This is a genomic window from Streptomyces sp. NPDC050423, assembly GCF_040655445.1.
Lineage (GTDB): Bacteria > Actinomycetota > Actinomycetes > Streptomycetales > Streptomycetaceae > Streptomyces.
In genome coordinates this window covers 55833-78572 of record NZ_JBFAJY010000040.1, presented here as the reverse complement: position 1 = coordinate 78572, position 22740 = coordinate 55833, and the positions used below count along the sequence as shown (strand labels likewise).

General features: G+C 71.3%; 18 protein-coding genes and 1 pseudogene. 12 read left to right on the top strand and 7 right to left on the bottom strand.

Annotated elements, in window-relative coordinates:
* Window positions 1-121: 121 nt before the first annotated feature.
* Entirely contained in the window at window positions 122-988 is an 867-nt protein-coding gene (locus AB0I52_RS26280) for a phospholipid scramblase-related protein (protein ID WP_363076538.1), read from the bottom strand.
* 113 nt (window positions 989-1101) lie between these two features.
* Between AB0I52_RS26280 and AB0I52_RS26275 the strand changes: the two genes are divergently transcribed.
* The 4 genes from AB0I52_RS26275 to AB0I52_RS26260 all read left to right on the top strand — a co-directional run bounded on the left by AB0I52_RS26275 (window position 1102) and on the right by AB0I52_RS26260 (window position 4260).
* Window positions 1102-1527, top strand: a complete 426-nt coding sequence (locus tag AB0I52_RS26275; RefSeq protein WP_363076536.1) for a hypothetical protein — start codon at window positions 1102-1104, stop codon at window positions 1525-1527.
* Window positions 1528-1612: 85 nt separating this feature from the next.
* Complete coding sequence (locus AB0I52_RS26270; RefSeq protein WP_363076534.1) at window positions 1613-2263, top strand: DUF3105 domain-containing protein; 651 nt, start codon at window positions 1613-1615, stop codon at window positions 2261-2263.
* Window positions 2260-2907, top strand: a complete 648-nt coding sequence (locus tag AB0I52_RS26265; protein WP_363076532.1) for a DUF305 domain-containing protein — start codon at window positions 2260-2262, stop codon at window positions 2905-2907. The genes AB0I52_RS26270 and AB0I52_RS26265 overlap by 4 nt, the downstream gene beginning before the upstream one ends.
* Window positions 2908-3012: 105 nt before the next feature.
* On the top strand, window positions 3013-4260 hold the full coding sequence (locus tag AB0I52_RS26260; RefSeq protein ID WP_363076530.1) for an ROK family protein: 1248 nt from the start codon (window positions 3013-3015) through the stop codon (window positions 4258-4260).
* A gap of 76 nt (window positions 4261-4336) precedes the next feature.
* On the opposite strand, the gene xylA is transcribed toward AB0I52_RS26260, so the two are convergent.
* A complete protein-coding gene (gene xylA, locus AB0I52_RS26255) occupies window positions 4337-5506 on the bottom strand; it encodes a xylose isomerase (protein ID WP_363076528.1) in 1170 nt (389 codons plus the stop codon).
* A 262-nt stretch (window positions 5507-5768) separates the two neighbouring features.
* On the opposite strand from xylA, the gene xylB reads away from it, so the two are divergent.
* From xylB to AB0I52_RS26240, 3 genes are all read left to right on the top strand, one after another.
* Window positions 5769-7262 (top strand): xylulokinase, encoded by a 1494-nt coding sequence (gene xylB / locus AB0I52_RS26250; protein ID WP_363076526.1) that lies wholly within the window; start codon window positions 5769-5771, stop codon window positions 7260-7262.
* Between the two features lie 158 nt (window positions 7263-7420).
* Window positions 7421-8692: a VWA domain-containing protein gene (locus tag AB0I52_RS26245; RefSeq protein ID WP_363076524.1), complete on the top strand. Its 1272-nt coding sequence runs from the start codon at window positions 7421-7423 to the stop codon at window positions 8690-8692.
* Window positions 8689-9519: a hypothetical protein gene (locus tag AB0I52_RS26240; RefSeq protein WP_363076522.1), complete on the top strand. Its 831-nt coding sequence runs from the start codon at window positions 8689-8691 to the stop codon at window positions 9517-9519. The genes AB0I52_RS26245 and AB0I52_RS26240 overlap by 4 nt, the downstream gene beginning before the upstream one ends.
* Before the next feature lie 76 nt (window positions 9520-9595).
* Here AB0I52_RS26240 and AB0I52_RS26235 read toward each other — a convergent pair whose 3' ends face one another.
* The 3 genes from AB0I52_RS26235 to AB0I52_RS26225 all read right to left on the bottom strand — a co-directional run bounded on the left by AB0I52_RS26235 (window position 9596) and on the right by AB0I52_RS26225 (window position 12191).
* Window positions 9596-10279 (bottom strand): ThuA domain-containing protein, encoded by a 684-nt coding sequence (locus AB0I52_RS26235; RefSeq protein WP_363076520.1) that lies wholly within the window; start codon window positions 10277-10279, stop codon window positions 9596-9598.
* Window positions 10280-10354: 75 nt separating this feature from the next.
* Entirely contained in the window at window positions 10355-11542 is a 1188-nt protein-coding gene (locus tag AB0I52_RS26230; protein WP_363076518.1) for a GDSL-type esterase/lipase family protein, read from the bottom strand.
* 79 nt (window positions 11543-11621) lie between these two features.
* Complete coding sequence (locus AB0I52_RS26225) at window positions 11622-12191, bottom strand: TetR/AcrR family transcriptional regulator (protein ID WP_363076552.1); 570 nt, start codon at window positions 12189-12191, stop codon at window positions 11622-11624.
* A 235-nt stretch (window positions 12192-12426) separates the two neighbouring features.
* Between AB0I52_RS26225 and AB0I52_RS26220 the strand changes: the two genes are divergently transcribed.
* Window positions 12427-12963: a DUF4232 domain-containing protein gene (locus tag AB0I52_RS26220; RefSeq protein WP_363076516.1), complete on the top strand. Its 537-nt coding sequence runs from the start codon at window positions 12427-12429 to the stop codon at window positions 12961-12963.
* 63 nt (window positions 12964-13026) lie between these two features.
* On the opposite strand, the gene yicI is transcribed toward AB0I52_RS26220, so the two are convergent.
* Entirely contained in the window at window positions 13027-15306 is a 2280-nt protein-coding gene (yicI, locus tag AB0I52_RS26215) for an alpha-xylosidase (protein WP_363076514.1), read from the bottom strand.
* 61 nt (window positions 15307-15367) lie between these two features.
* A complete protein-coding gene (locus AB0I52_RS26210) occupies window positions 15368-18241 on the bottom strand; it encodes a glycoside hydrolase family 3 C-terminal domain-containing protein (protein ID WP_363076512.1) in 2874 nt (957 codons plus the stop codon).
* 520 nt (window positions 18242-18761) lie between these two features.
* On the opposite strand from AB0I52_RS26210, the gene AB0I52_RS26205 reads away from it, so the two are divergent.
* The 4 genes and pseudogenes from AB0I52_RS26205 to AB0I52_RS26190 all read left to right on the top strand — a co-directional run bounded on the left by AB0I52_RS26205 (window position 18762) and on the right by AB0I52_RS26190 (window position 22735).
* Complete coding sequence (locus tag AB0I52_RS26205) at window positions 18762-20369, top strand: extracellular solute-binding protein (protein WP_363076550.1); 1608 nt, start codon at window positions 18762-18764, stop codon at window positions 20367-20369.
* An 88-nt stretch (window positions 20370-20457) separates the two neighbouring features.
* Window positions 20458-21567 (top strand): annotated as a pseudogene (locus AB0I52_RS26200) (ABC transporter permease subunit); the annotation flags it as partial.
* Complete coding sequence (locus AB0I52_RS26195) at window positions 21564-22535, top strand: carbohydrate ABC transporter permease (RefSeq protein ID WP_363076510.1); 972 nt, start codon at window positions 21564-21566, stop codon at window positions 22533-22535. The pseudogene AB0I52_RS26200 and the gene AB0I52_RS26195, both read left to right, overlap by 4 nt.
* 32 nt (window positions 22536-22567) lie before the next feature.
* Window positions 22568-22735 carry a hypothetical protein gene (locus AB0I52_RS26190; RefSeq protein ID WP_363076554.1) on the top strand — a complete coding sequence of 56 codons (168 nt, stop codon included), beginning with the start codon at window positions 22568-22570 and terminating at the stop codon, window positions 22733-22735.
* Window positions 22736-22740 lie beyond the last annotated feature (5 nt).

Here is a 22740-nt window from a genome sequence, read left to right as displayed (position 1 = left end):
GGGCATGGCCGATGGCGTGGCCAACGGCAACTTCGGTCCGGGAACCAAATCCGGCCTCGCGGACCACACCCCGCACACCATGGTGTGCGGGGCGCCGGCGGTCGCGTACGCGGGGCCTGACTCAGCCGAGGCCGCGGGAGTCCTGCTTGAGGGCGGTGTCCACGGTCAGCGCCGTCGCGATCACCAGGCTCCGCAGTGGCTCGGGCAGCTGGTAGTGGATCTGCAGCACGTAGTTGTCCGCCGTGGTGAACAGCGTCTTGGCGAGGCCTTCCCAGGTCTTGGTGATCCGGGCGATCTCGGCGTCGTTGTGGTCCACGATCGCGAAGTTCCAGGCGCGCCAGTTCTCCGCCTTGATCGCACCGACCTGCTGTCCGTCGACCATGATCGCAAAGTTGATCTTGCCGATGGCGTTCTGCTGGACGATCTCGCCGACCTGTCCGCCGTCCGGCCGCTGCACGATGACCCGGGACTTGATGAACTTCGCCGGGCGGGTGAGCAGGAGCTGCGGCTGACCGTAGGCGTCACGGATTTCGAGACGGTGGGTCAGGTACTGGTCGATGCTGGTGAGGAAGCGCACCACCTTGCGGAACGCGCCCTGGCCCACCTCGACGACCGAGCCGACGGTGTTGCCGTGCTGGTCGAAAACGCTGTACTCGTTCGTGACCTCGATCAGCTTGGCCTTCTGGTTCACCACCAGGACCTGCTGATCGAAGAGCGAGCCCGCACCCGGGGCGCCGCCCTGCTGGGGCACCGCGGCCGGCTGCTGGTACTGCTGCTGGGCGGGCGCCTGCTGCTGGTGCTGCGGGGCCGCCTGCTGCTGCGGGGCCTGCGCCTGAGCGGGGGCCTGGCCCTGGGCCGGAGCCTGCGGCTGTCCGCCCGCCGGGTTGGTGTGCTCGGTCCACTGGGAGCCGTCCCAGTAGCGCAGCAGCTGGGGCGCGCCGTGCGGATCCGGATACCAGCCCGCAGATACGTTCGAGTGCGTTGTCACCGGGGCACACTATCTCGCCACGTCGCCGGCGGAACCCCCTCCCCGCACATCCACAGCTCCCCGAACCGCGATCCGCACTCATTGAAAGTTCACACACCGGTACGATGTCCGGGATGAACAGGCCGAGTGAACGAACCGACCGGGTACGCGACGCCCGCGCCTCGGTGCTGCTCGGCTGGGTGTTCGTCCTGCTCGCCATGGTGTCGTGCTGTTCGCTCACCGCTACGCAGTCCGCCGAGGCGCGGCACGGTGCCGCCTTCGCCTCCGCTCCCCGGGCCTTCACTCCGGTGCCCGCCGCCGCCGCGCGGATCGTGGCGGCCGACGCCCCTGGAGACCGGGGCGACGGGAGTTCCTGCCACATCACGCCCGAGCACTCGACGCCGGTCGTGCTGCCCACCCCGCCCGCACCGGCCGCGCTCCCCTGCGCCCCGGCCGTCCTCCCGGCCGGCTCCCTCACCGGCGCCGAACGTATCCGGGGCCCCTCCGACGACTCCGCCGGCGACGTCGACCACCTGCGCCTTCAGGTTCAACGGATCTAGGTCGTGCAGCAGCCTGTCCCCCTCTCTCCGGGGACACATCCACCTGCCCGCAAACCGTCCGGCTCACCGAACCCGAGGAACCTCCATGGCCTCCGCCAAGAAGCAGCCCACACCTGCCACCGCCCGCCGCGCCAAGCTGGACGAGGCCCGCCGCAAGGAGCGGGCCCGAGAGCGCCGCAGCCGCATCGCCACGATCACCGCCGCCGTCGCCGTCGTGGCCGGTCTCGTCGCGGGCGGCGGCTATCTGATGAACGCCTCCGACAAGCAGGACAAGGCCGAGACGGCCGCGAAGTCCTCCCCCGTCCAGGGCGAGAAGAGCTGGGACAAGCTCTCGCGGGAGCACGTCGACAAGAAGGTCGACTACCCGATGAACCCGCCGGTCGGCGGCGACCACAACCCGGTCTGGATGAACTGCGACGCCGACGTCTACACGGAGGCGATACCGAAGGAGAACGCGGTCCACTCGCTGGAGCACGGCGCCGTCTGGGTCACGTACACCGGCAAGGCGAAGCCCGCCGACATCAAGAAGCTCGGTGAACGGGTCTCGGCCACCCCGTACTCCCTGATGAGTCCCGTCGAGGACCAGGCCGCCCCGCTGATGCTCAGCGCCTGGGGCAAGCAGCTGACCGTGAAGAGCGCCACCGACGCCCGGGTGGCGCAGTTCTTCACCAAGTACGTCCAGGGCCCGCAGACCCCCGAGCCGGGCGCCGCGTGCAGCGGCGGGATCGCCAAGTGACCTCCTCGGCACGTACGTCCCGCCCTCTGGTGCTGGCCGGCGGCGCTCTGCTGCTGCTGGCGCTGGCCCTGGTCGCGCTCATGCCGGCGCGCCCCTCTGTCTCCGCCCCGGCCACGACGGCGGCGGCGTCCGCTCCCGCTGAGGGCTCGGCGGACGTGGGGTTCGCACGTGACATGGCGGTCCACCACCAGCAGGCGGTCGAGATGTCGTTCATCGTCCGGGACCGGACCACCGATGAGGCGGTGCGCCGGCTCGCGTTCGACATCATCAACACCCAGGCCAACCAGCGCGGCATGATGCTGGGCTGGCTGGAGATGTGGGGCCGTGCGAAGAGTTCGCCCGGCCCGCCCATGGAGTGGATGGGCCACACGTTCACCCCGCGCGGCGACGGGGCGCTGATGCCCGGCATGGCGACCGACGACGATCTCGACGCGTTGCGGGCGGCGAAGGGCAGGGACGCCGAGGTGCTGTTCCTGCGGCTGATGACCGCGCACCACCGGGCCGGTGCGGACATGGCGCAGGCCGCCGCGGGCGCGGCGGGCACCGACGAGATCAGGAACCTGGCATCCGGCATGGTGCTGGGCCAGCGGTCGGAGATCGCGCTCATGGCGGACATGCTCAAGGAGCGCGGGGCCCCGTCCTGACCGCACCGGCCCCGGCCACGCCCCTTGAGCAGGGCGTGGCCGGGGCCGGTGCGCACCGCACCGCGACCGTACGGACGTACGGGATCACATAGGCTCGGCACCGATATGAAGAGCAACCTCACGCCTCTGGGGCCCAAGGCCGACAAGGACACCGTCCGGCGCAGCAACCTCAGCCTCGTGCTGCGGGCCGTCCGCGACGAGGGCGAGGGCGAGGCGACCCGGGCCGGGGTCGCCGCGCGGGTCGGGCTGACGCGGGCCGCGGTGTCCTCGCTCGTCGAGCAGCTGCTCGACAGCGGGTTCCTCACCGAGTCCGGCAAGACGTTCAGCGGGCAGGCCGGCCGGCCCGGCACCGCGCTCAAGACGGCCCGGACCGGTCCGGCCGGGCTCGGCGTCGAGGTCAACATCGACTATGTGTCGGTGTGCGTCGTCGACCTGGCCGGCACCGGCCGGGTCCGGCTCACCGAGCACCTCGACAACCGGGGCGCGCCGCCCGCCGAGGTGCTGGCGCGGGCGGCCGGGATCGCCGCGCGGACCCTGGAGTCGGCGGCCGGGCAGGAGCTGTTCCCGGTCGGTGTCACGTTGGCGCTGCCCGGTCTGGTCTCGGGCGGCTCGGTGCGCCAGGCCCCGAACCTGGGCTGGAACCAGGTCCCGGCCCAGGAGCTGTTCGCGGCCTCACTCGCCGCCGAGCGCCCCGGCCACGAGGCGCTGACCGTGAGTTCGGAGAACGAGGCCAATCTGGCGGCGCTGGCCGAGCTGTGGTTCGGCGGGCTGGAACGGATCCGGAGCTTCCTCTATCTGACCGGCGAGATCGGTGTCGGCGGCGCCCTGGTCATCAACGGCGAGCTGCTGCGCGGGGCGCACGGGTTCGCCGGGGAGATCGGGCATGTGGTGGTGGACTCGGAGGGGCCGCAGTGCCGGTGCGGTTCGCGCGGCTGTCTGGAGCAGTACGCGGGGCAGGCGGCGCTCCTGCGGGCCGCCGGTATCGAGGAGACCGGCAGCGGCGTCGGGGTCGCCGAGCTGGAGCGGCGTACCCGGGCGGGCGACGAGCGGGCGGTGGCCGCGGTCGCCGGGGCGGGCCGGATGCTGGGCCGGGTGCTGTCCGGGGCGGTGAATCTGCTGGACCCCGACGCCGTGGTGCTCGGCGGGATCTACCGGAACCTGATGCCGTGGCTGTCGCCGCCCGTCGACCAGGAGCTGACGGACCGGGTGGTGTCCGGGCTGTGGTCCCCCGGCAGCGGCAGGCTGCGTGCCTCGTCCGTCGCGGGTGACGCGGCACGGGGTGCGGCGGCCCTGGTCATGACGGACGTGCTCGCCGACCCGGTGGCGTACGCGGGCCGGACCACGGACCGTTGAACGGAGGCGGGCGGAGGGGACGGACGCGTGCGGCGCGTCCGTCCCCTCCGTCACGGCCTCACCCCGTGCGGCAGGGTCAGCGGACCCCGAGCAGGTGGTCCATCGCCAGCTGGTCCAGGGCCTCGAACGCCATGCCACGCTCCGCCGCGGCCGTCACGTCGAAGTCCTCGTAGGCGGAGCGGTCGGCCAGCAGCCCGGCCACGCCGTCGGCGGCGGTGGGCTGCGCCAGCTCGTCCAGCCGGGAGGCGCGCAGCGCGTCCTGCACGGCGGGGTCGGCGCGGAAGGCGGCGGCACGGTCCTTGAGGATCAGGTAGTTGCGCATGCAGCCCGCGGCGGAGGCCCAGACCCCGTCGTAGTCCTCGGTCCGCGGCGGCTTGAAGTCGAAGTGGCGCGGGCCCTCGTAGCCGGCCGTCTCCAGCAGGTCGACGAGCCAGAAGGCCTGGCGCAGGTCGCCGGCGCCGAAGCGGAGGTCCTGGTCGTACTTGATGCCGGACTGGCCGTTGAGGTCCAGGTGGAAGAGCTTGCCCGACCAGATCGCCTGCGCGATGCCGTGGGCGAAGTTCAGCCCGGCCATCTGCTCGTGGCCGACCTCGGGGTTCACGCCGTACATCTCCGGGCGCTCCAGGCGCTCGATGAAGGCCAGGGCGTGGCCGACGGTCGGCAGCAGGATGTCGCCGCGCGGCTCGTTCGGCTTGGGCTCGATGGCGAACCGGAGGTCGTAACCCTGGCCGGTGACGTACTCGCCGAGCAGGTCGAACGCCTCCTTCATCCGGTCCAGCGCGACCCGTACGTCCTTGGCCCCGCCGGACTCCGCACCCTCACGCCCACCCCACGCCACATACGTCTCGGCGCCCAGCTCGACGGCGAGGTCGATGTTGCGGATGACCTTGCGCAGCGCGAACCGGCGCACGTCACGGTCGTTGGACGTGAACCCGCCGTCCTTGAACACCGGGTGCGTGAACAGGTTCGTCGTCACCATCGGGACCTTGAGACCGGCCGCATCCAGCGACTGCCTGAACCGCTTCACAATTCCTTCGCGCTCGGAGTCCGTCGAGCCGAACGGGATCAGGTCGTCGTCGTGGAACGTCACACCGTAGGCACCGAGCTCCGCGAGCTTCTGGACGGAGTCGACCGGGTCGATCGCCGCACGGGTCGCGTCGCCGAACGGGTCGCGCCCCTGCCAGCCCACGGTCCACAGACCGAAGGTGAACTTGTCCTGCGGGGTGGGGGTGAAGTCTTCGGTCATGGTCCATCCGCCTTCGGTGCCATGGGTCCGTAGCCGGTCGGGCGGCCGAACCTCAATTTGTTCACTGTCATGACTAATCATGCACGGACCACCCCGGCGACGTAACCCCCCAGGCCGTGTCCGCGCCACCCTCTCGTCGGAATTCCGCCACTCCCCCTGTTCTCCGCAGGTTCGATCACCTAATTTGTTCCTCGTACGATCAAATACCCGCAGAGCGAGCACCGCAGCGCGGGATCCCTGAGGCCAGAGAATGAGGTCAGCCATGCCGCCGCATACCGTCGTCATCGGTGTGGACAGCTCCACCCAGTCCACCAAAGCGGCGTTCGTCGACATCACGACCGGCCGGCTGCTCGCCGTCGGCCGCGCGCCCCATGTCGTCACCGGTGAGGCCGGGGCCCGCGAGACGGACCCCGAGGTGTGGTGGCGGGCGCTGCGCGACGCGGTCGCCGCCGGACTGAAGGAGTCCGGCGTTCCCGCCGCGGCCGTCGCCGGGATCGCCGTGGCGGGCCAGCAGCACGGCCTGGTCGTGCTGGACGCGGACGGCAGCCCACTGCGCCCGGCACTCCTGTGGAACGACACCCGCTCCGCCCCGCAGGCCGCCGCCCTCACCGCGGCGCTGGGCGGGGCCGCGGCCTGGACCGCGCGCACCGGATCCGTGCCGGTGGCCGCGATGACGGCGTCGAAGTGGATGTGGCTGCGGGAGAACGAACCGGCCACCGCCGCGGCGGCCGCGGCGATCCGGCTGCCCCACGACTTCCTGACCGAGCGGCTGTCCGGCCGCGCCGTCACCGACCCCGGCGACGCCTCCGGCACCTGCTGGTACTCCACCGCCACCGGCTCCTACGACCCCGAGGTGCTCGAACTCCTCTCCATCGAGCTCGCATTGCTGCCCGAGGTGGCGTCGAGCGGGGCGGCCCGCATCGGCTCGCTGACCGCCACGGCGGCCGAGGCGCTCGGCCTGCCGGCGGGTATCGCCGTCGCGGCGGGCACCGGTGACAACATGAGCGCCGCCGTCGGTCTCGGGCTCGGCGGCGCCGGACTCCTGGACCACCCGGTGCTCAGCCTCGGCACCTCGGGCACGGTCTTCGCCGCCTCCCGGACCAGGCCCGCCTCGCCCGCGCTCTCCGGCTTCGCGGCGGCCGACGGCACGTATCTCCCGCTGGCCTGCACCCTCAACTGCACGCTCGCCGTGGACAAGATCGCCGCACTCCTCGGCCTGGACCGCGCCGACGCCGCACCCGGCGGGGAGGCCGTGGTCCTGCCCTACCTGGACGGCGAACGCTCCCCCGACCTGCCCACCGCCGCCGGCCTCCTCACCGGCCTGAGGCACGACACCACCCCCCAGCAGCTCCTGGGCGCCGCCTACGAGGGCGCCGTCTACACCGTGCTGCGCGCGCTCGACGAGCTGCTGCGGGCGTGCGGACTCGACCCGGCCGACCCCGAGGTGGCTGCCCGGCCGCTGCTGCTGATCGGCGGCGGCGCCCAGGGGCACCAGTGGGTGGAGACCGTACGACGCCTGTCCGGACGGCCGGTGACCGTGCCGGCCAACGGGGAACTCGTCGCCGTGGGCGCGGCGGCCCTCGCGGCGTCGGCCGCCACGGGTACGGATCCGGTCGCGATCGCCACCGGCTGGCAGACCGGCGAGGACCTGCAACTGGAAGCGGTCGAACGGGACCTGACCACCTGGGAGCGGATCGGCTCGGTACTCGACCGGGCGGCGGGACCCCTGCTGGGCGCGGACCGGCCACAGGGCTGAACCCACAGGCACGCCGGACCGGGCCCGCCGGGACACGTGACCGAACCGGGCCGCGGGACTGACCGGCTGTCACATTCCGTCGCACGTGCGGTACAAGCGGGCGCGGTGGCCGGCGCACCGGTTTGGGGTAGCGAACTGATGTTCACTACTATCCGGCGATGATCATAAGAAGAAGGCTGACGGTCGGGGTGGGTATTCTGCTCGCCACCCTGACCGCCGGGCTCGGCTCGGCCCTCCCCGCCGCGGCCGATGAAACCCCCACCAAAGCGTCCCCCAAGGTCGAGCTGGTGCTCGATGTCAGCGGCTCCATGCGGACCCGCGACATCGACGGCCAGTCCCGGATGACGGCGGCGAAGCAGGCGTTCAACGAGGTCCTGGACGCGGTGCCCGAGCAGGTGCAGCTCGGTATCCGCACCCTCGGCGCCGACTACCCGGGCGACGACCGGAAGGTCGGCTGCAAGGACACCAAGCAGCTCTATCCGGTGGGCCCGCTCGACCGCACCGAGGCCAAGACCGCGGTCGCCACCCTGGCCCCCACCGGCTGGACCCCGATCGGACCCGCCCTGCTGGGCGCCGCCGACGATCTGGAGGGCGGCGACGTCACCCGCCGGATCGTGCTGATCAGTGACGGCGAAGACACCTGCGGCCCGCTCGACCCCTGCGAAGTGGCCCGCGACATCGCCGCTCGCGGCATCCACCTGGTCATCGACACCCTCGGCCTGGTGCCGAACGAGAAGATCCGCAAGCAGCTGACCTGCATCGCCGACGCCACCGGCGGCACCTACACCGCCGTCAAGCACACCGATGAACTCTCCGGCCGCGTCAAGCAGTTGGTCGACCGCGCCGCCGAACCCGTCGTCACCCCGGTGGCGGCCGAGGGGGCGGACAGCTGCACCGACGCCCCGAAGCTCAAGGCGGGCCTCTACACCGACCGCGAGAAGATCGGCGAGCACCGCTGGTACCGGGTGGACGTGCTGCCCGGCCAGGAGCTGCGCGCCTCGGTCAGTGTCTTCGCGGACCGCGCCGTGAACAACGACTACGGGACGCTGCTGCGAGCGGTGACCGTGCACGGCCGGGAGATCGTCAGAGGTTCCGAGTCCGGCACCGGGCGCACCGACGCCATCTCGGCCGGGCTGCGCTACCCGAGGCCCGGACAGGACACGGACGACGAGCCGGTCGCGGAGACCGTCTGTCTCCAGATCAGCAACTCCTTCTCGGCGCCCGCCTCGGTGAAGACCTCTCCCGGTATGCCGGTCGAGCTGACCGTCGACGTGGTGGACGGCCCCGACAACGCGGCCGATGTCGCCGCGTTCGGCCTGGGCCGCGGCTGGTGGCTGCTCGGCGTGCTCGTCCTCACCGGACTGATCGCGGGCCTGCTGACCGGCTGGATCTCGCGCTGGCGCATCGCCGTCTGGAGGACCAACCGATGATCCGTACGACACGTGTACTCGCGGGTGCGCTGCTGACCGGCCTCGCCCTGCTGACCGGGGCGGGAGCCGCGGTCGCGGACGACCCGTCGGCGAGCCCGAGCCCCAGCGCCTCCGGCGACGGCTCCGGCCCCACGGAGGCGGGCACCGCCTTCCGTACCGCCACCGCGATCCGGCAGAACCAGACCGCCACCGCGGGCGGCTCCACGGGCGACTACCTGTACTGGGTGTTCCCGGCCGACGCCGGCCAGCGGGCCACCGTCAAGGCGAAGGTCACGCTGCCCGAGACCGCCACCCGGCACGGCGCGTCGACCTGGCAGGTCGACGTGTACGACGGGCTCCGCCGCCGCCAGGCCTGCATGTACGGCAAGCAGACCGGCAAGGCCGCGGCCGACGCCGCCACGGTCGAGCTGACCTGTGTCCTGCGTACCGTCAGGGCCTGGTCCGAGCCGTGGGCCAACGACCCGCTGCCCGGCAGCTACTACGTCCGCCTCACGGTCGTCGACCTGCCCTCGGCGGACCTCGGTCTGCCGGTGCGGACCGAGGTCGAGGTCACGTCGGCCGGGAAGGGCGGTGCCGGGGACGTGGACGGCACGCTCTCCAAGCCGCTGGTGCCCGGTGTCTCCTCGGTCGAGCAGGCCGCCGACGGCGCCTCGGCCGCGCCGGTGCCGCTCGCCGGTGAGCCCGAGGACGGCTGGGCCTCCGGCTGGTGGACCGACCGCTGGCTGTGGACCGTCGGCGGCGGGGTGCTGGGTGCGCTCGCGGCCGTCTTCGGCTACTCGCTGACCCGCGGCAACGGCCGCCCCTCCCGGGTCCCGCCGGGCGTCTGACGAAGGGCCGTCGGCCGGGCCGGACACCCCGGCCCGGCCGGCGGCACGAAGGTTTCGGCAGGCCGGAACGGCCGGGTCACGGAGTCGGGGAGTCCGGGCGCCGGTCCGTCACATGGCGGATTCCGCCGAGGAGATGGGCGCGGAAGTCCGGGTCCGTGTAGGCCTGCGGGGCATGGCCGAGCGCGGTGAAGAAGACCCGCGCCCCACCGTGTTCACGGGTCCAGGCGAGGGGGTGACCGTCTCCTGCGCCGCCCGCATACGAGGACGCGTCGGCGGAGGCGAGCACCCGCACCCGGCCGCGCGGGTCCTCCCGGAACTCGTACCACTCGTCGGTGAAGTCCCAGGTGCCGCCCAGATGGGCGGTGGCCGGGTGCTCGTGGTCCTCGATCACGAGGGTGCCGGGCTGGAACGTGGGGTGCCGGTCGAACCGGGCGCCCAGCAGCTCTCCGTAGAACGGCCAGCCGTACTCGGTGCAGGCCGCCGCGTGGACCCCCATGAAGCCGCCGCCCGCCGCGCAGTACGCCCGGAGCCCGGTGCGCCCGGCGGGTGTGAGGACGTCCCCGCTGGTGGAGAGGAAGACCACCGCCGCGTAGCCGTGCAGCCCGTCCTCGAACACCGCCGGGTCCTCCGTCGCGTCGACCGCGAATCCGTGCTCCGCTCCGAGTCCGCGGAACGCGGCGATGCCGTCGGGGATCGATTCGTGGCGGTAGTCCGTGGTGCGGGTGAAGACGAGGATCCGGGGCGAGCTGTGCGGCGGCATCGGTTGCTCCGGGTGTGCTGGGACGGGTTGCCCATGGTGTCGGTCGCCCATCCGGCCGGGAAGGCGGCCGTCCGGTCAGGAGGCGCGGTCGGCGGTGAACGGGCCGCCGGGCGCGAAGGCGAGCGCGGCAAAGCGGTCGCCCATGCGGCGGTGGGTGGCCGCGTCCGGGTGGAGCTGGTCCGGCAGCGGCAGTTCGGCGAAGTCCTGCCGGCCGTACAGGCTGCGCCCGTCGAGGTAGTACAGGTTCGGGTCCTCGGCCGACCGCTGTTCGACGAGGCTGCTCAGGGCCTCCCGGATGATGTTGAGTGTCAGCTTTCCGGCGGCCCGTTCCGCGGGGTCGCCCGCGGCCCTGAACCGGAGCCTTCCTTCACTGAGGTCGCTGAAGTCCGGGGCGCTCGGGCCCGGGGTGTCCTCATGGATGGGGCACAGGACGGGCGAGACGACCAGCAGTGGCGCGGTGGGGTGCCCCTCGCGGACGGTGTCGAGGAAGCCGTGCACCGCCGGGGTGAAGGCCCGCAGGCGCATCAGGTCGGTGTTGACGAGGTTGATGCCGATCTTGACGCTGATCAGGTCCGCCGGGGTGTCGCGCATGGCACGGGCGGTGAACGGGTCGAGCAGGGCGCTGCCGCCCAGGCCCAGGTTGATCAGCTCCACCCCGCCGAGCGAGGCGGCGAGTGCGGGCCAGGTGGTGGTCGGGCTCGCCGCGTCGGAACCGTGGCTGATCGAACTGCCGTGGTGCAGCCACACCTTGCGGCCCCGGTCCGGCGCGGGCCCGACGGGGGCGTCGGCACGCAGGGCGACGAGTTCGGTGGTCTCGTTGTACGGAAGCCAGATCTCGACGTCCTTGACGCCTTCGGGCAGCCCGGCGAACCGTACGGTGCCGACCGGGCCCGGCCGGGTCTCCGCGGTCCCGGCGGTGATGTCGACCAGGAGGACGTTGCCGCCGGTCACGCTCTGCTGCCCCGCGAGGCGGCCGTCGACGAGCAGGTCGTACACGCCGTCCGGGCGGGGCGGCGCGCCCTGGTAGGCGGTCTTGGTACGGAGTGCGTCCAGCTCGATCGCGGTGGCCCCGGTACGGAACACCAGCCGTACGCCGGAGGGCTGGGCCTCCGCCATGGCCAGCTGCCCGTCGGCGCACTGCGCGCGGGCCCGCGCGGGCAGCCGGTGCGGGCGCACCCCGTGCTCGGTGTGCTCCAGGTCCAGCGCCCCGCGCAGGAGTTCGGCGGTGATCGGCGCGGTGATCCAGTCGGTCTCAGTCTGCATGTCTCTACCTGTTGCTCAGAACGTTGAAGTGCTCGGACTCACCGGCGGGCGGCCAACGCCGGCCGGTACGGGACTGCGATCAGGGCGCGGGCCAGTTCCGCAGCAGCGCGTCGAGGGCGTCCAGGGAGCGTGACCAGCTCTCCTGCGAGTCGGGGGCGCTGTGGCTGAATCCGCCCTGCATCTCCAGGCTGACGTAGCCGTGGAAGAAGCCGCCCAGCAGCCGGACGGCGTGCGTCTGGTCGGGCTCGGTCAGGTCGTAGCCACGCAGGATGGCCCGGGTCATCTGCGCGTGCCTGCCGCCGGCACTGACGGCTGCCGCCTCCGGGTCGAGCCTCAGCTGGGCCGCGGCGTAACGGCCGGGGTACTCGCGGGCGTAGTCGCGGTAGACGTCCGCGAAAGCCCTGAGGGCGTCCTTGCCCGCCCGCCCGGCCAGTGCGGCGGCGCCCCTGTCGGCGAGCTCCTCCAGGGCGAGCAGGGCGATTCTGGTCCTGAGGTCGTGGGAGTTCTTCAGATGCGAGTACAGGCTCGCGACCTTGACGTCGAACCTCCGGGCGAGCTCCGAAACGGTCACCTGGTCGAAGCCGACCTCGTCGGCCAGCTCCGCCCCGGCCTGCGCCAGACGTTCAGCGGTCAGCCCCGCACGCACCATGGTCTTCCCTTCACTAAGCATCACTCATTATGCAGATGCCTAATACCTTTAGGCAAATAGGCGAGTCGTTCCATTCTGGGACGTCGAGGCGTGCCGGGTCGACAGATATTGAACCGATATGCCCGATCTATCGCCAGGAACGCGTCATGCCGTTCAGAATGTCCCTGTCGGCCGCACCGGCCGCCGGGGCCCTCAGGCCACGACCGCAGGCTGTCGATCCAAGGGGAGAAACATCATGCGTCCGTCCTCCGCTCTCACCGCCGCCCTCACCGCGACGGCCGCCGTGGCCCTCACGGCCACCGGCGCGTCCGCCGCCCCGGGGGCCGGCTCAGCCGGTACCCCGGCCCGTCCGGTCGTCTGCCAGGAGAAGGCCCTCGACGTCTCCGCCTCGCCCGGTGGGCAGCGGAACGCGGCGCGGATCACCGTCACCAATCGGGGCGGCAGCACCTGCGTGGTGGACCGGATCCCGACCGTCACCTTCCGGGGGCTGGACGGCTCGGCCGAGCCCGTGCCGCCGGCCACGAGTGGTTCCTATGTGCTGTCGCCGGGCGAGCGCGGGTACGCCGCCGTGCGCACGGCTGCGCCGGGCACCACCGAGGGGCATGTCGTCCGCACCCTGTCCGTGGCGGCGGACCCCTCGCACCACGGCGTCACGTTCGGGGCCGCGACGGTGGGCATGGACCGCGGAATCCAGGTGTGGGAGCCGGTCACCACCCTGTGGCACACCTCCCGCGCCGCGGCCGACCGGGCCCTGGCCGACGCGACAGGCTGAGCGCCGCCGGGGCGGGGTGCGACGGCGACCACCCCGCGCCGAACCACCCCCGCCCCGCCCGCCTCAGGCGTCCCGCACCGTCACGGTGCCCGTCCCCTCCGCCGTCTCTCCCGTCTCCTCGGCAACCACGCGGAACGGCCGGTCGGTGCCCTCGACAGTGACGCTCAGGGCTTCCCCGTCCCGTACGACCCGGAACGTGGCGGCGGTCGCGCCCGTCAGGTCCGGCACCGTGACCAGGGTGTCGGCGGTGCCGGCCGCCGGACCGAAGGCCCGCAGGGTGAGCCCGTCCAGCCAGTCGGCGTCCGGGCGCTGGTCGTCGGCGCCCCAGGGGAGCACCGCACCGGGCCGCACCAGGATCGGCAGGCTGTCGAAGCCATGGGTCTCGTGGCGCCAGACCGGTCCGGTGACGGTCTCGCCGGTCAGGAGTGACGTCCAGGTGCCCTCGGGGACGTAGTACTCGACCTGCCCGTCCTCCGTGAAGACCGGTGCGACCAGCAGATCCGGTCCGAGCATGTACTGGCGGTCCAGCATCCGGGTCGTCGGATCGCCCGGGAACTCCAGCAGCATGGGGCGCATCATCGGGACGCCCGTCCGGTGGGCGGTGGCAGCGGCCCCGTACAGGTACGGCATCAGCCGGTGCTTGAGCAGGGTGAACTTCCGGGTGACGTCCACCGCCTCCTCGCCGAACGCCCACGGCACCCGGTACGACACGTTGCCGTGCAGCCTGCTGTGGGAGGACATCAGGCCGAAGGCGAGCCAGCGCTTGAAGACCGCGGGGTCGGGGGTGCCCTCGAAGCCGCCGATGTCGTGGCTCCAGAAGCCGAAGCCGGACAGGCTCAGCGAGAGGCCGCCGCGCAGCGATTCGGCCATCGCGGTGAAGGAGGCGAAGCAGTCACCGCCCCAGTGCACCGGGAACTGCTGGCCGCCGGCGGTCGCGGAACGGGCGAAGAGCACCGCCTCGCCGTGTCCGCGCTCCTCCTCCAGGAGTTCGAAGACCGTGCGGTTGTAGATCTGCGCGTAGTAGTTGTGCATCCGCTCCGGGTCGGAGCCGTCGTGCCACACCACGTCGGTGGGCACGCGCTCGCCGAAGTCGGTCTTGAAGCAGTCGACGCCCTGGTCGAGCAGGACCCGGAGCTTGCTGTTGTACCACTCGCGCGCGGCCGGGTCGGTGAAGTCGACCAGGGCCATGCCGGGCTGCCACAGGTCCCACTGCCAGACGTCACCGTTGGGCCTGCGCACCAGGTAGCCGTGCTCCGCGGCCTCCGCGAACAGTGCGGACTTCTGGGCGATGTACGGGTTGATCCACATGCTGATCCGCAGACCGCGCGCCTTGAGCCGGGCCAGCATGCCTTCGGGATCGGGGAAGACGTCCGGGTCCCAGAGGAAGTCCGACCACTGGTACTCACGCATCCAGAAGCAGTCGAAGTGGAAGACGGAGAGCGGGATTTCACGTTTCGCCATGCCGTCGACGAACGAGGTGACGGTCTCCTCGTCGTAGGAGGTGCAGAACGATGTGGTCAGCCAGAGGCCGAAGGACCAGGCCGGCGGCAGTGCGGGGCGGCCGGTGAGGGCGGTGTAGCGGGCCAGCACCTCCTTGGGGGTCGGCCCGGCGACGATGTAGTACTCCAGCGACTGGTCCTCGACACTGAACTGCACCTGGCCCACCGACTCCGAGCCGATCTCGAAGGAGACCCTGCCGGGGTGGTTGACGAAGACGCCGTAGCCGCGGGACGAGAGGTAGAACGGGATGTTCTTGTAGGCGAGTTCGCTGCTCGTACCGCCGTCGGCCTGCCAGATGTCGACGCTCTGGCCGTTCTTCACGTACGGGGTGAAGCGCTCGCCGAGGCCGTAGACGTTCTCACCGATGTCCAGGGCCAGTTGGGCGATCATGTGGTGGGTGCCGTCCGGGGCGGTGGCGAAGGCGGTTCCCTTGGCGCCGACGCCGGTGAGACGGCGGCCACCGGCGTCGAGGAACGTGAGGCCCCACGGCCCGTCGCCGTCCATGCGCAGGGTGAGCGGTCCGCTGGTCAGCTCGGTGACCGCGCCGTCCTGTCGGGTCCGGGCCCCGGCGGCTGCCGGGTCCTGGCCGGGGAGGGCGAAGTCGGGTCCGCGGTTGACGGCCCCGGCGTGGTGGGTGGCGCGCACGCCGATGACGCCCTCGGCCGGGGAGAAGCATTCGACGGTGATCAGGGGGGTGTTGAGGGTGTCGCCGCGTTCGGCGACGTGCTTGACCGCCGCGTAGGCGGTGAACCGGTCGGCGCTGACGCGCAGATCGCGGATCTCGGTGGCGTAGCAGGCGCGTACACCCTCACGCATGAGCCAGAAGCCGTCGGTGAACTTCATGAGGACTCCTTGCCGGGGGCAACTGGGCGGGGCTGTACAGGGGTTCGCGGGGCGGACCGGTTCATTCGGTGTCCCCGGTGAAGGTGATCCGGGCGAGACGGACGGTGCCGTGCAGGGTGACGCGCAGGTCGTGGACGCCGGAGGCGGCGAGCGCGGCCTGCTGGGTGCGGTAGTCGTACGGTCCGCCGGTGGGGGCCACCGGGAGGGTGACCGTGGTGCCGTCGACGGCGATCCGGACGGCCCCCTCCCCCGACGCCGACACCGCGACCTCTCGCACTCCGGCTCCGAAGTCGCAGCGGCGGTAGAGGAGTTCGTTGCGCTCGGCGACGGCGGTCACGGCGTCGCCGTCCGTCTTCGTCCGGTCGGTGATCTCGGTGGCCAGCTGCTCGTCGTAGTCGGCCGCCTCCAGACCGCGCGCCAGGACCGGCCGGGGTCCGGCCGGTTCGCCGTCCACGGTGACGACGGCGGCCATCCGGATGTCGGTGCTGGAGGCGCCGGCCTGGATCTCGTACGCGCCCGGCTCGACGGTCCAGCGGCCGTGCGCCACGTCCCAGTGACCCAGCTCGGCGACCGGGACCGTGAGGTCGACCCGCTGCCCGGCGCCGGGTGCCAGGTGCAGCCTGCGGTGGGCGGCCAGTTGGCGCGGCGGCCGCACGACGGACGGCGCGACGGCCCGTACGTACAGCTGGGCGACCTCGTCGGCGGCGACGGCGCCGGTGTTGGTGACGGTCAGCGACACCCGCAGGAGCTCGCCCTCGCGCTCGGCGGTCAGAGAGCTGTAGGCGAAGTCGCTGTACGAGAGGCCGTGGCCGAACGGGTAGAGCGGCGTGCCCTCGTAGTAGAGGTAGGTCTGGCGGGAGCCGATGATGTCGTAGTCCAGCACACCGGGCAGTTCCGCGTCGGAGGCGTACCAGGTCTGCGGCAGCCGGCCGGCCGGGGAGACGTCGCCCGCCAGGACCCGGGCGAGCGCCGTTCCGGCGGCCTGCCCGCCGTGCGCAGTCCACAGGAGCGCGGGGAGCGTGGCCGCCGCGTCGGTGAGGGCGTACGGGTAGGCGGAGGTGACCGCGAGAACGGTGCGCGGGTTGGCGGCGTGGGCGGCGCGCCAGAGGCGTTCCTGCTGGGCGGGCAGGTCGAGGGTGGTGCGGTCCTCGGTCTCGCGCCCGTTGATGTGGGCGTCGTTGCCGACGACGACGATCACGGTGTCGGCCGCCGTGGCGGCGCGGGCCACGGCGTCCTCGCCGCGTTCGGTCACCTCGATCCCGAAGACCGTTCCGACGGAGTCCGCGGGTCCGGAAATTTCTTCGCCGGGGGCGGCAACCTTTACGCCGTCGGCGGCAACAGAGACATACCTACCCGTTCCGACGTGCAGAAGGCGGTGACCGCCCGCATGACCCTCCACCGCCTCCAGGCGGAACGTCTCCTGGACGATCCAGCCGCCGGGCTCGTCCGCGGAGGCGCGCACGTAGCCGTCCTCGGCCACCGACAGGTAGCGGCCGTCCGGCTCCCGCAGGGTGATCACGCCGTTGCCCCAGTCCACGAGCGCCAGCTCGGTCGGGGTGTCGCCGCAGGTCAGCGGGGGCAGGTCGGTGCGGCCCGCGAGGAGCGCCGGGTCGAGGGCGCCCTCCGCGCCGCGTACCGATTCCTGGCCGGTGTCCGCGGCCGGCACCTGGAGCCAGCCGTCCGCGCACTTCAGCCGGACCAGGTCGGCGCCCTCCGCGAACACGATGCGCTCTGCGCCGAAGCGTTCCCGGAGCCCGTCGAGCGGGGTGGAGCGGTGGATCAGCGTGCCGCTGTACCAGTCGAGCTTGCAGGCGTCCGCGAGCAGGCCGACCACCGCGACGGTCTTCCCGGCGGCGGGGTCCAGCGGCAGCAGCCCGTCGTTCTTGAGCAGGACGACGGCCTGCTCGGCGGCCTCCTGGGCGAGCGCCCGGTGGCCGGCGGTGTCGAAGTCGGCGGCATCCGCGTACGGGTCGAGGCCGGGATCGAACTCGCCGAGCGAGAAGCGCAGTTCGAGCAGCCTGCGGACGGCGGTGTCGATGTCGTGCTCGTCGAGCAGTCCGCGTTCCAGGGCTCCTCGGATGCGGCCGGTCATGACGGCGGAGTCCTGGCCGTGGTCGGTGAAGCTGTCGACACCGGCCCGCAGGGAGGCGGCCGTCGCCTCCTCGTGGGTGTCGAAGTAGTGCTCGGAGTCGACGAGGTTGGACGGCGCGCCCGCGTCGGAGCAGACGACCAGCGAGCGGTCGGTCCAGCCGCGCAACTGCTGGGACAGGAGCGGCGAGAGGTGGTTGGGACGGCCGTTGACCAGGTTGTACGCGGGCATGACCCCGGCCACCGCGCCCGCCCGGACGGCGCCGCGGAAGGCCTTGAGGTCGTACTCGTGCAGGACCCGAGGGCGGACCGAGGAGGAGGCGGTGTCGCGGTCGGTCTCGTTGTTGTGGGCGAGCCAGTGCTTGAGGACCGGGGCGGTCCGCCAGTAGTGCGGATGGTCGCCGCGCAGGCCCCGGGTGTACGCGACGGCGATGGCGGAGGTGAGGGCGGCGTCCTCGGAGTACCCCTCCTCGCCGCGCCCCCACAGCGGGTTGCGCAGCAGATTCACTGTCGGGGCCCAGACGTTGAGCCCGACCCGGTCGTCCTCGGCCCGCTTGGCCCGGACCTCGTTGCCGACCGCCTCGCCGACCCGGCGCACCAGTTCGTCGTTCCAGGTGGCCCCGAGCCCGACGGCCTGCGGGAAGACCGTCGCCGGTCCCATCCAGGCAACGCCGTGCAGGGCCTCCTGGCCGGTCCTGAAGGCACCGAGCCCGAGCCGGTCGACCGCCGGTGCGAACTGGTGCAGCATCGCGATCCGCTCGTCGAGCGTGAGCCGCTGGAGCAGATCGTCGATGCGCTTGGCGAAGGGCAGCCGCGGGTCGCGGAAGGGCTGCGGTTGTTCCGTCACGTGCGGGTCCCCTTGGAGAGGTGGGAGGTTTCCGGTGCCAGGACCTCGTGTGAGCCTCCGAGGAGCCCCAGAAGATCTTTCGAAGCGCTTCGATGCTCCGTGGCCGACCCCGCCAGTGTCAAGACCTCACCCTCGACCTCCGTACACGACAGCACCCATTGAGCGAGGAAACGGTTAGGAAACAGGTCGGAGGAATCTGGAAACGGACTCTTGTGCGGCCGGGACCCTTCACTTAACCTCGCTGCAACATCGAAGCGCTTCGACAGAGTTTCGAAGGGGCGCCCGGCGCCCCGGATTTCCCGGGACGGTGACAAGTTCTGCCGCCTCCCTGTTGAACCGCTTCACCTGCGGCCGGTCACGCCGGCTCAGTCAGCAACGCTCCGCCTCAGACACAGGAACCGAACGGCGGTCACCCGCCACGTGTCGTCCTGGTGCGCCTCGAAGGGTTGACGCAATGACGCCGAATTCCTCCCCCTCCTCCACGGCTCCGAGCCGGAGAAGCTTCCTCGCCACCGGCGCGGTGGCCGCTGTCGCCGTGGCCGGCGGGGTACCGCTGCTCGCCGCGTGCGGCGGTTCCGGCTCCGGTTCCGGGGCCAAGGAGGGCACGACAACGGGCAAGGCGCTCAAGAAGGTTGTGCCGAAGTACGCCCCGCTGAACCTGGTCGAGCCGGATGTCGCGAGCGTCAACGGTTCGAGCCCCGGCTTCACCAAGCTGCCGGACCCGCTGGTCGCCTCGGTGAAGTCGGTCCCGGGCAAGGGCTCGAAGTTCCGCGTCATGACCCCGCTGTGGGGCACCGTCCCGAAGAAGAACAACCCGTACTACACGGCGGTGAACAAGGCGGTCGGCGCCACGCTGAACTTCGACCCGCAGGACGGCAACACCTACCAGGACAAGATCGGCGCGGTGCTCGCCGGCTCGGACATCCCCGATGTCATGACGATTCCCGGCTGGAACATGCAGGGGCAGATCCGCAACGCGATCACCGCCAAGTTCGCCGACCTGAGCCCGTACCTGGCGGGCGACGCGGTCAAGAAGTACCCGAACCTGGCGAACATCCCGACGGGCGCCTGGCAGTACTCCGTCTTCGGCGGCAAGCTGCGCGGACTGCCCATGCCGACGCCGGTCATCGGCAACGCGATCTTCTACCGCAAGGACCTGATCGGCTCCGGCGCGGTCCCGGCGAGCGCGGACGATCTGCTGGCGTTCGGCAAGGAGTACACCGCCCCGAGGAAGAAGGTCTGGGCGTTCGACGACCTCTGGACCTGCATCCAGAAGATCTACGGCCTGCTGCCCGACGCGCCGCACTACTGGCAGCTGGAGAACGGCAAGCTGGTCCACAAGATCGAGACGAAGGAGTACCGCGAGGCGCTCGCCTTCGCCCGCAAGCTCCATGACGGCGGATACGTCCACCCGGACGCCGAGGCCAACAAGGACGCCGACTCCAAGATCCGCTTCACCAGCGGACACGTGGTGATGTACAACGACGGCACCGGCGGCTGGAAGGGCATGGTCACCGAACAGGCGACCGCCAACGCCAAGTTCGACATGCAGGCGCTCGACTTCTTCAGCCACGACGGCGGCAGGCCCTTGCTGTGGCAGGACGACCCGGCGGGCATCTTCACCTTCCTCAGCAAGAAGCTCTCCAAGGCGCAGATCGAGGAGTTCCTCGCGATAGCCGACTACGCGGCCGCGCCGTTCGGCACCAAGGAGTTCATGCTCACCAACTACGGCGTGGAGGGCACCCACTACACCCTCAAGGACGGCGCGCCGACGTACACCCCGCAGGGTGTCGAGGAAGCCCAGCCCTCCACCTTCCTGTTCCTCGCCTCGCCCCCGACCTCCATCGCCTACCCGGACCAGCCGCAGCTGGCGAAGGACTACGCGGCCTGGATGGCGCGCCAGGCCCCGAACGTCAAGAAGCCGCTGTTCTTCGGCATGCAGATCGTCGAACCGCAGCGGTACGCCTCCCTGTACACGCCCTTCGACGACCTGCAGAAGGACATCCGCCGCGGCCGCAAGAAGGTCAGCGACGTCGATGACGCGGTGGACACCTGGAAGAAGAGCGGCGGCGAGAAGCTGCGCGCCTGGTACCAGGACATTCTCGACAAGAACGGCTCCGGCAACTGACGCGTACGACGCGCACCAACCGTACGCAGGACAGCGAGAGGGCCGCCGGGCGCGGGAAGCCCGGCGGCCGGGGCGGAGAGCACGACACGGGGCAGGCGCCCCGCCCGGTGGCAGCGGGAGCGGTGACGGCGACGGCACGGACGGAAGCGGCGGACGGACGGGCAGGTCCCGCGCGACCGGCGCCCGCCGGTCCCGTACGGCGAAGCGCGGACCGGCCAAGAGCGGACCGGCGAAAAACCGACCGGCGAAGGACAGGCCTGCGGGCTCCGGGCCGCAGGCGGGCGGCATCACCTGGCGCCAGCGGCTGCGGCGCGACCGCACCCTGGTGCTGATGACGCTGCCGGCCATCGCCCTGCTGCTGATCTTCAACTACGTCCCGCTGCTCGGGAACATCGTGGCCTTCCAGGACTACGACGTCTACGACCTGGGAATCACCGGCAGCCCCTTCGTCGGATTCGACAACTTCACCCGGATCTTCGAGGACTACCGCTTCTGGGAAGTCCTCATCAACACCCTGGTCATCTTCGTCACCCAGCTCGTCCTCTTCTTCCCCATCCCGATCGCGATCGCGCTGCTGCTCAACACGATCATGAGCGCACGGGTGCGGGCCTGGGTCCAGGCGGTCGTCTACCTCCCGCACTTCTTCTCCTGGGTGCTCGTCGTCACCGTCTTCCAGCAGATGTTCGGCGGCGCCGGGCTGGTTGCCCAGTGGCTGCGCGAACACGGTCACGAGGGCTTCGACCTGATGACCAACCCGGGCTTCTTCAAGTTCCTGGTCTCCGCCCAGGCGGTGTGGAAGGACGCGGGCTGGGGCGTGATCGTCTTCCTCGCCGCGCTCGCCGCCGTCAACACCGATCTGTACGAGGCCGCAGCCGTGGACGGGGCGGGCCGCTGGCGCCGGATGTGGCACGTGACGCTGCCCGCACTGCGCCCGGTCATCGCGCTGCTGCTCGTCCTGCGGGTGGGCAGTGCGCTCAACCTCGACTTCGAGCAGATCCTGCTCCAGCGCGACCAGGTCGGTGCCGGCGCATCGGAAATCCTCGACACCTACATCTGGTGGACGGGCATCAAGACCGGCGACTTCGGCTACGCGGCCGCCGCCGGGATCTTCAAGGGGCTGTTCAGCGTCGCCATGGTGCTGGGTGCCAACAAGGTCGCCCACATGCTGGGTGAGCAGGGGGTGTACTCCAAGAAATGACAACTCTCCTGGAACGTGCGAAGGACCCGGCGGACCCCGTGCCCCGCGCGGAGACCCCGCTCCAGCGCGCCCTGCGCATGGAACCCCGCCCGGTGTGGGAGGAGGAGCCCACCAAGGCGGGTCTCGCCTTCAAGGGCGTCGGTCTCGTCGCGATCTGCGCGGTCGTGATCATCCCGATCTGGGTGGTGCTCGTCACCAGTCTCTCCGACACCAGGACGATCAACGAGGCGGGCGGTCTGGTCGTCTGGCCGAAGCACATCACCTTCATCGCCTACAAGGAGCTGCTCAGCGGGGGCGCGGTGACCCGCGCGGCCGCCGTGAGCGTGGGCCTCACCGTCGTCGGGACGGTGGTCAGCATGGTGGTCTCGGTCCTGTGCGCGTACGGGCTGAGCCGCCGCGACTCGTACGCCCACCGTCCGCTGCTGATGACCCTGATGGCGACGATGTTCTTCGGCGCCGGTCTCATTCCGACGTATCTGCTGGTCACGGGCATCGGGCTGAGCGACAGCTACTGGTCGATGATCCTGCCCAGCGCGATCAGCGTCTTCAACGTGCTGGTCCTGCGCGGCTTCTTCATGGACACCGCGCCCGAACTCATCGACGCGGCCCGGATCGACGGCGCCGGCGAGTGGCGCATCCTGCTCCAGATCATCATGCCGCTGTCGCGTGCGGTGATCGCCGTGATCTCGCTGTTCTACGCGGTCGGCTACTGGAGCCAGTGGTTCAACGCGATGCTCTACATCCAGGACAGCGACAAGTACCCGCTGCAGATGATCCTGCGTCAGCTGGTCCTCCAGCACCAGGTGCCCCCGGGCGCCATGGGCGCGGCGGTCAGCAGCGGGGCGATCAACAGCCTCTCCGTGCAGATGGCGGTCATGATCCTCGCGCTGATCCCGGTCGCGGTGCTGTCGCCGTTCGTCCAGAAGCACTTCCAGAAGGGCATGCTCACGGGCGCCGTGAAGGGCTGACCCCCGGCCTGTTCCGCTCGACGTACGACGGCTTGGCGGTGCTGCGCCCGGACGACGCGGGCACCACCTGGGTCCGGATCAACGACGACACCCATCAGTGGGGCTGGACCGGCGAAGTGATCACCGGCGACCCCCGCGTCCACGGCCGTGTCCACCTGGGCACCAACGGCCGCGGCATCCAGTACGCGGAACCCGAGTAAGGAAC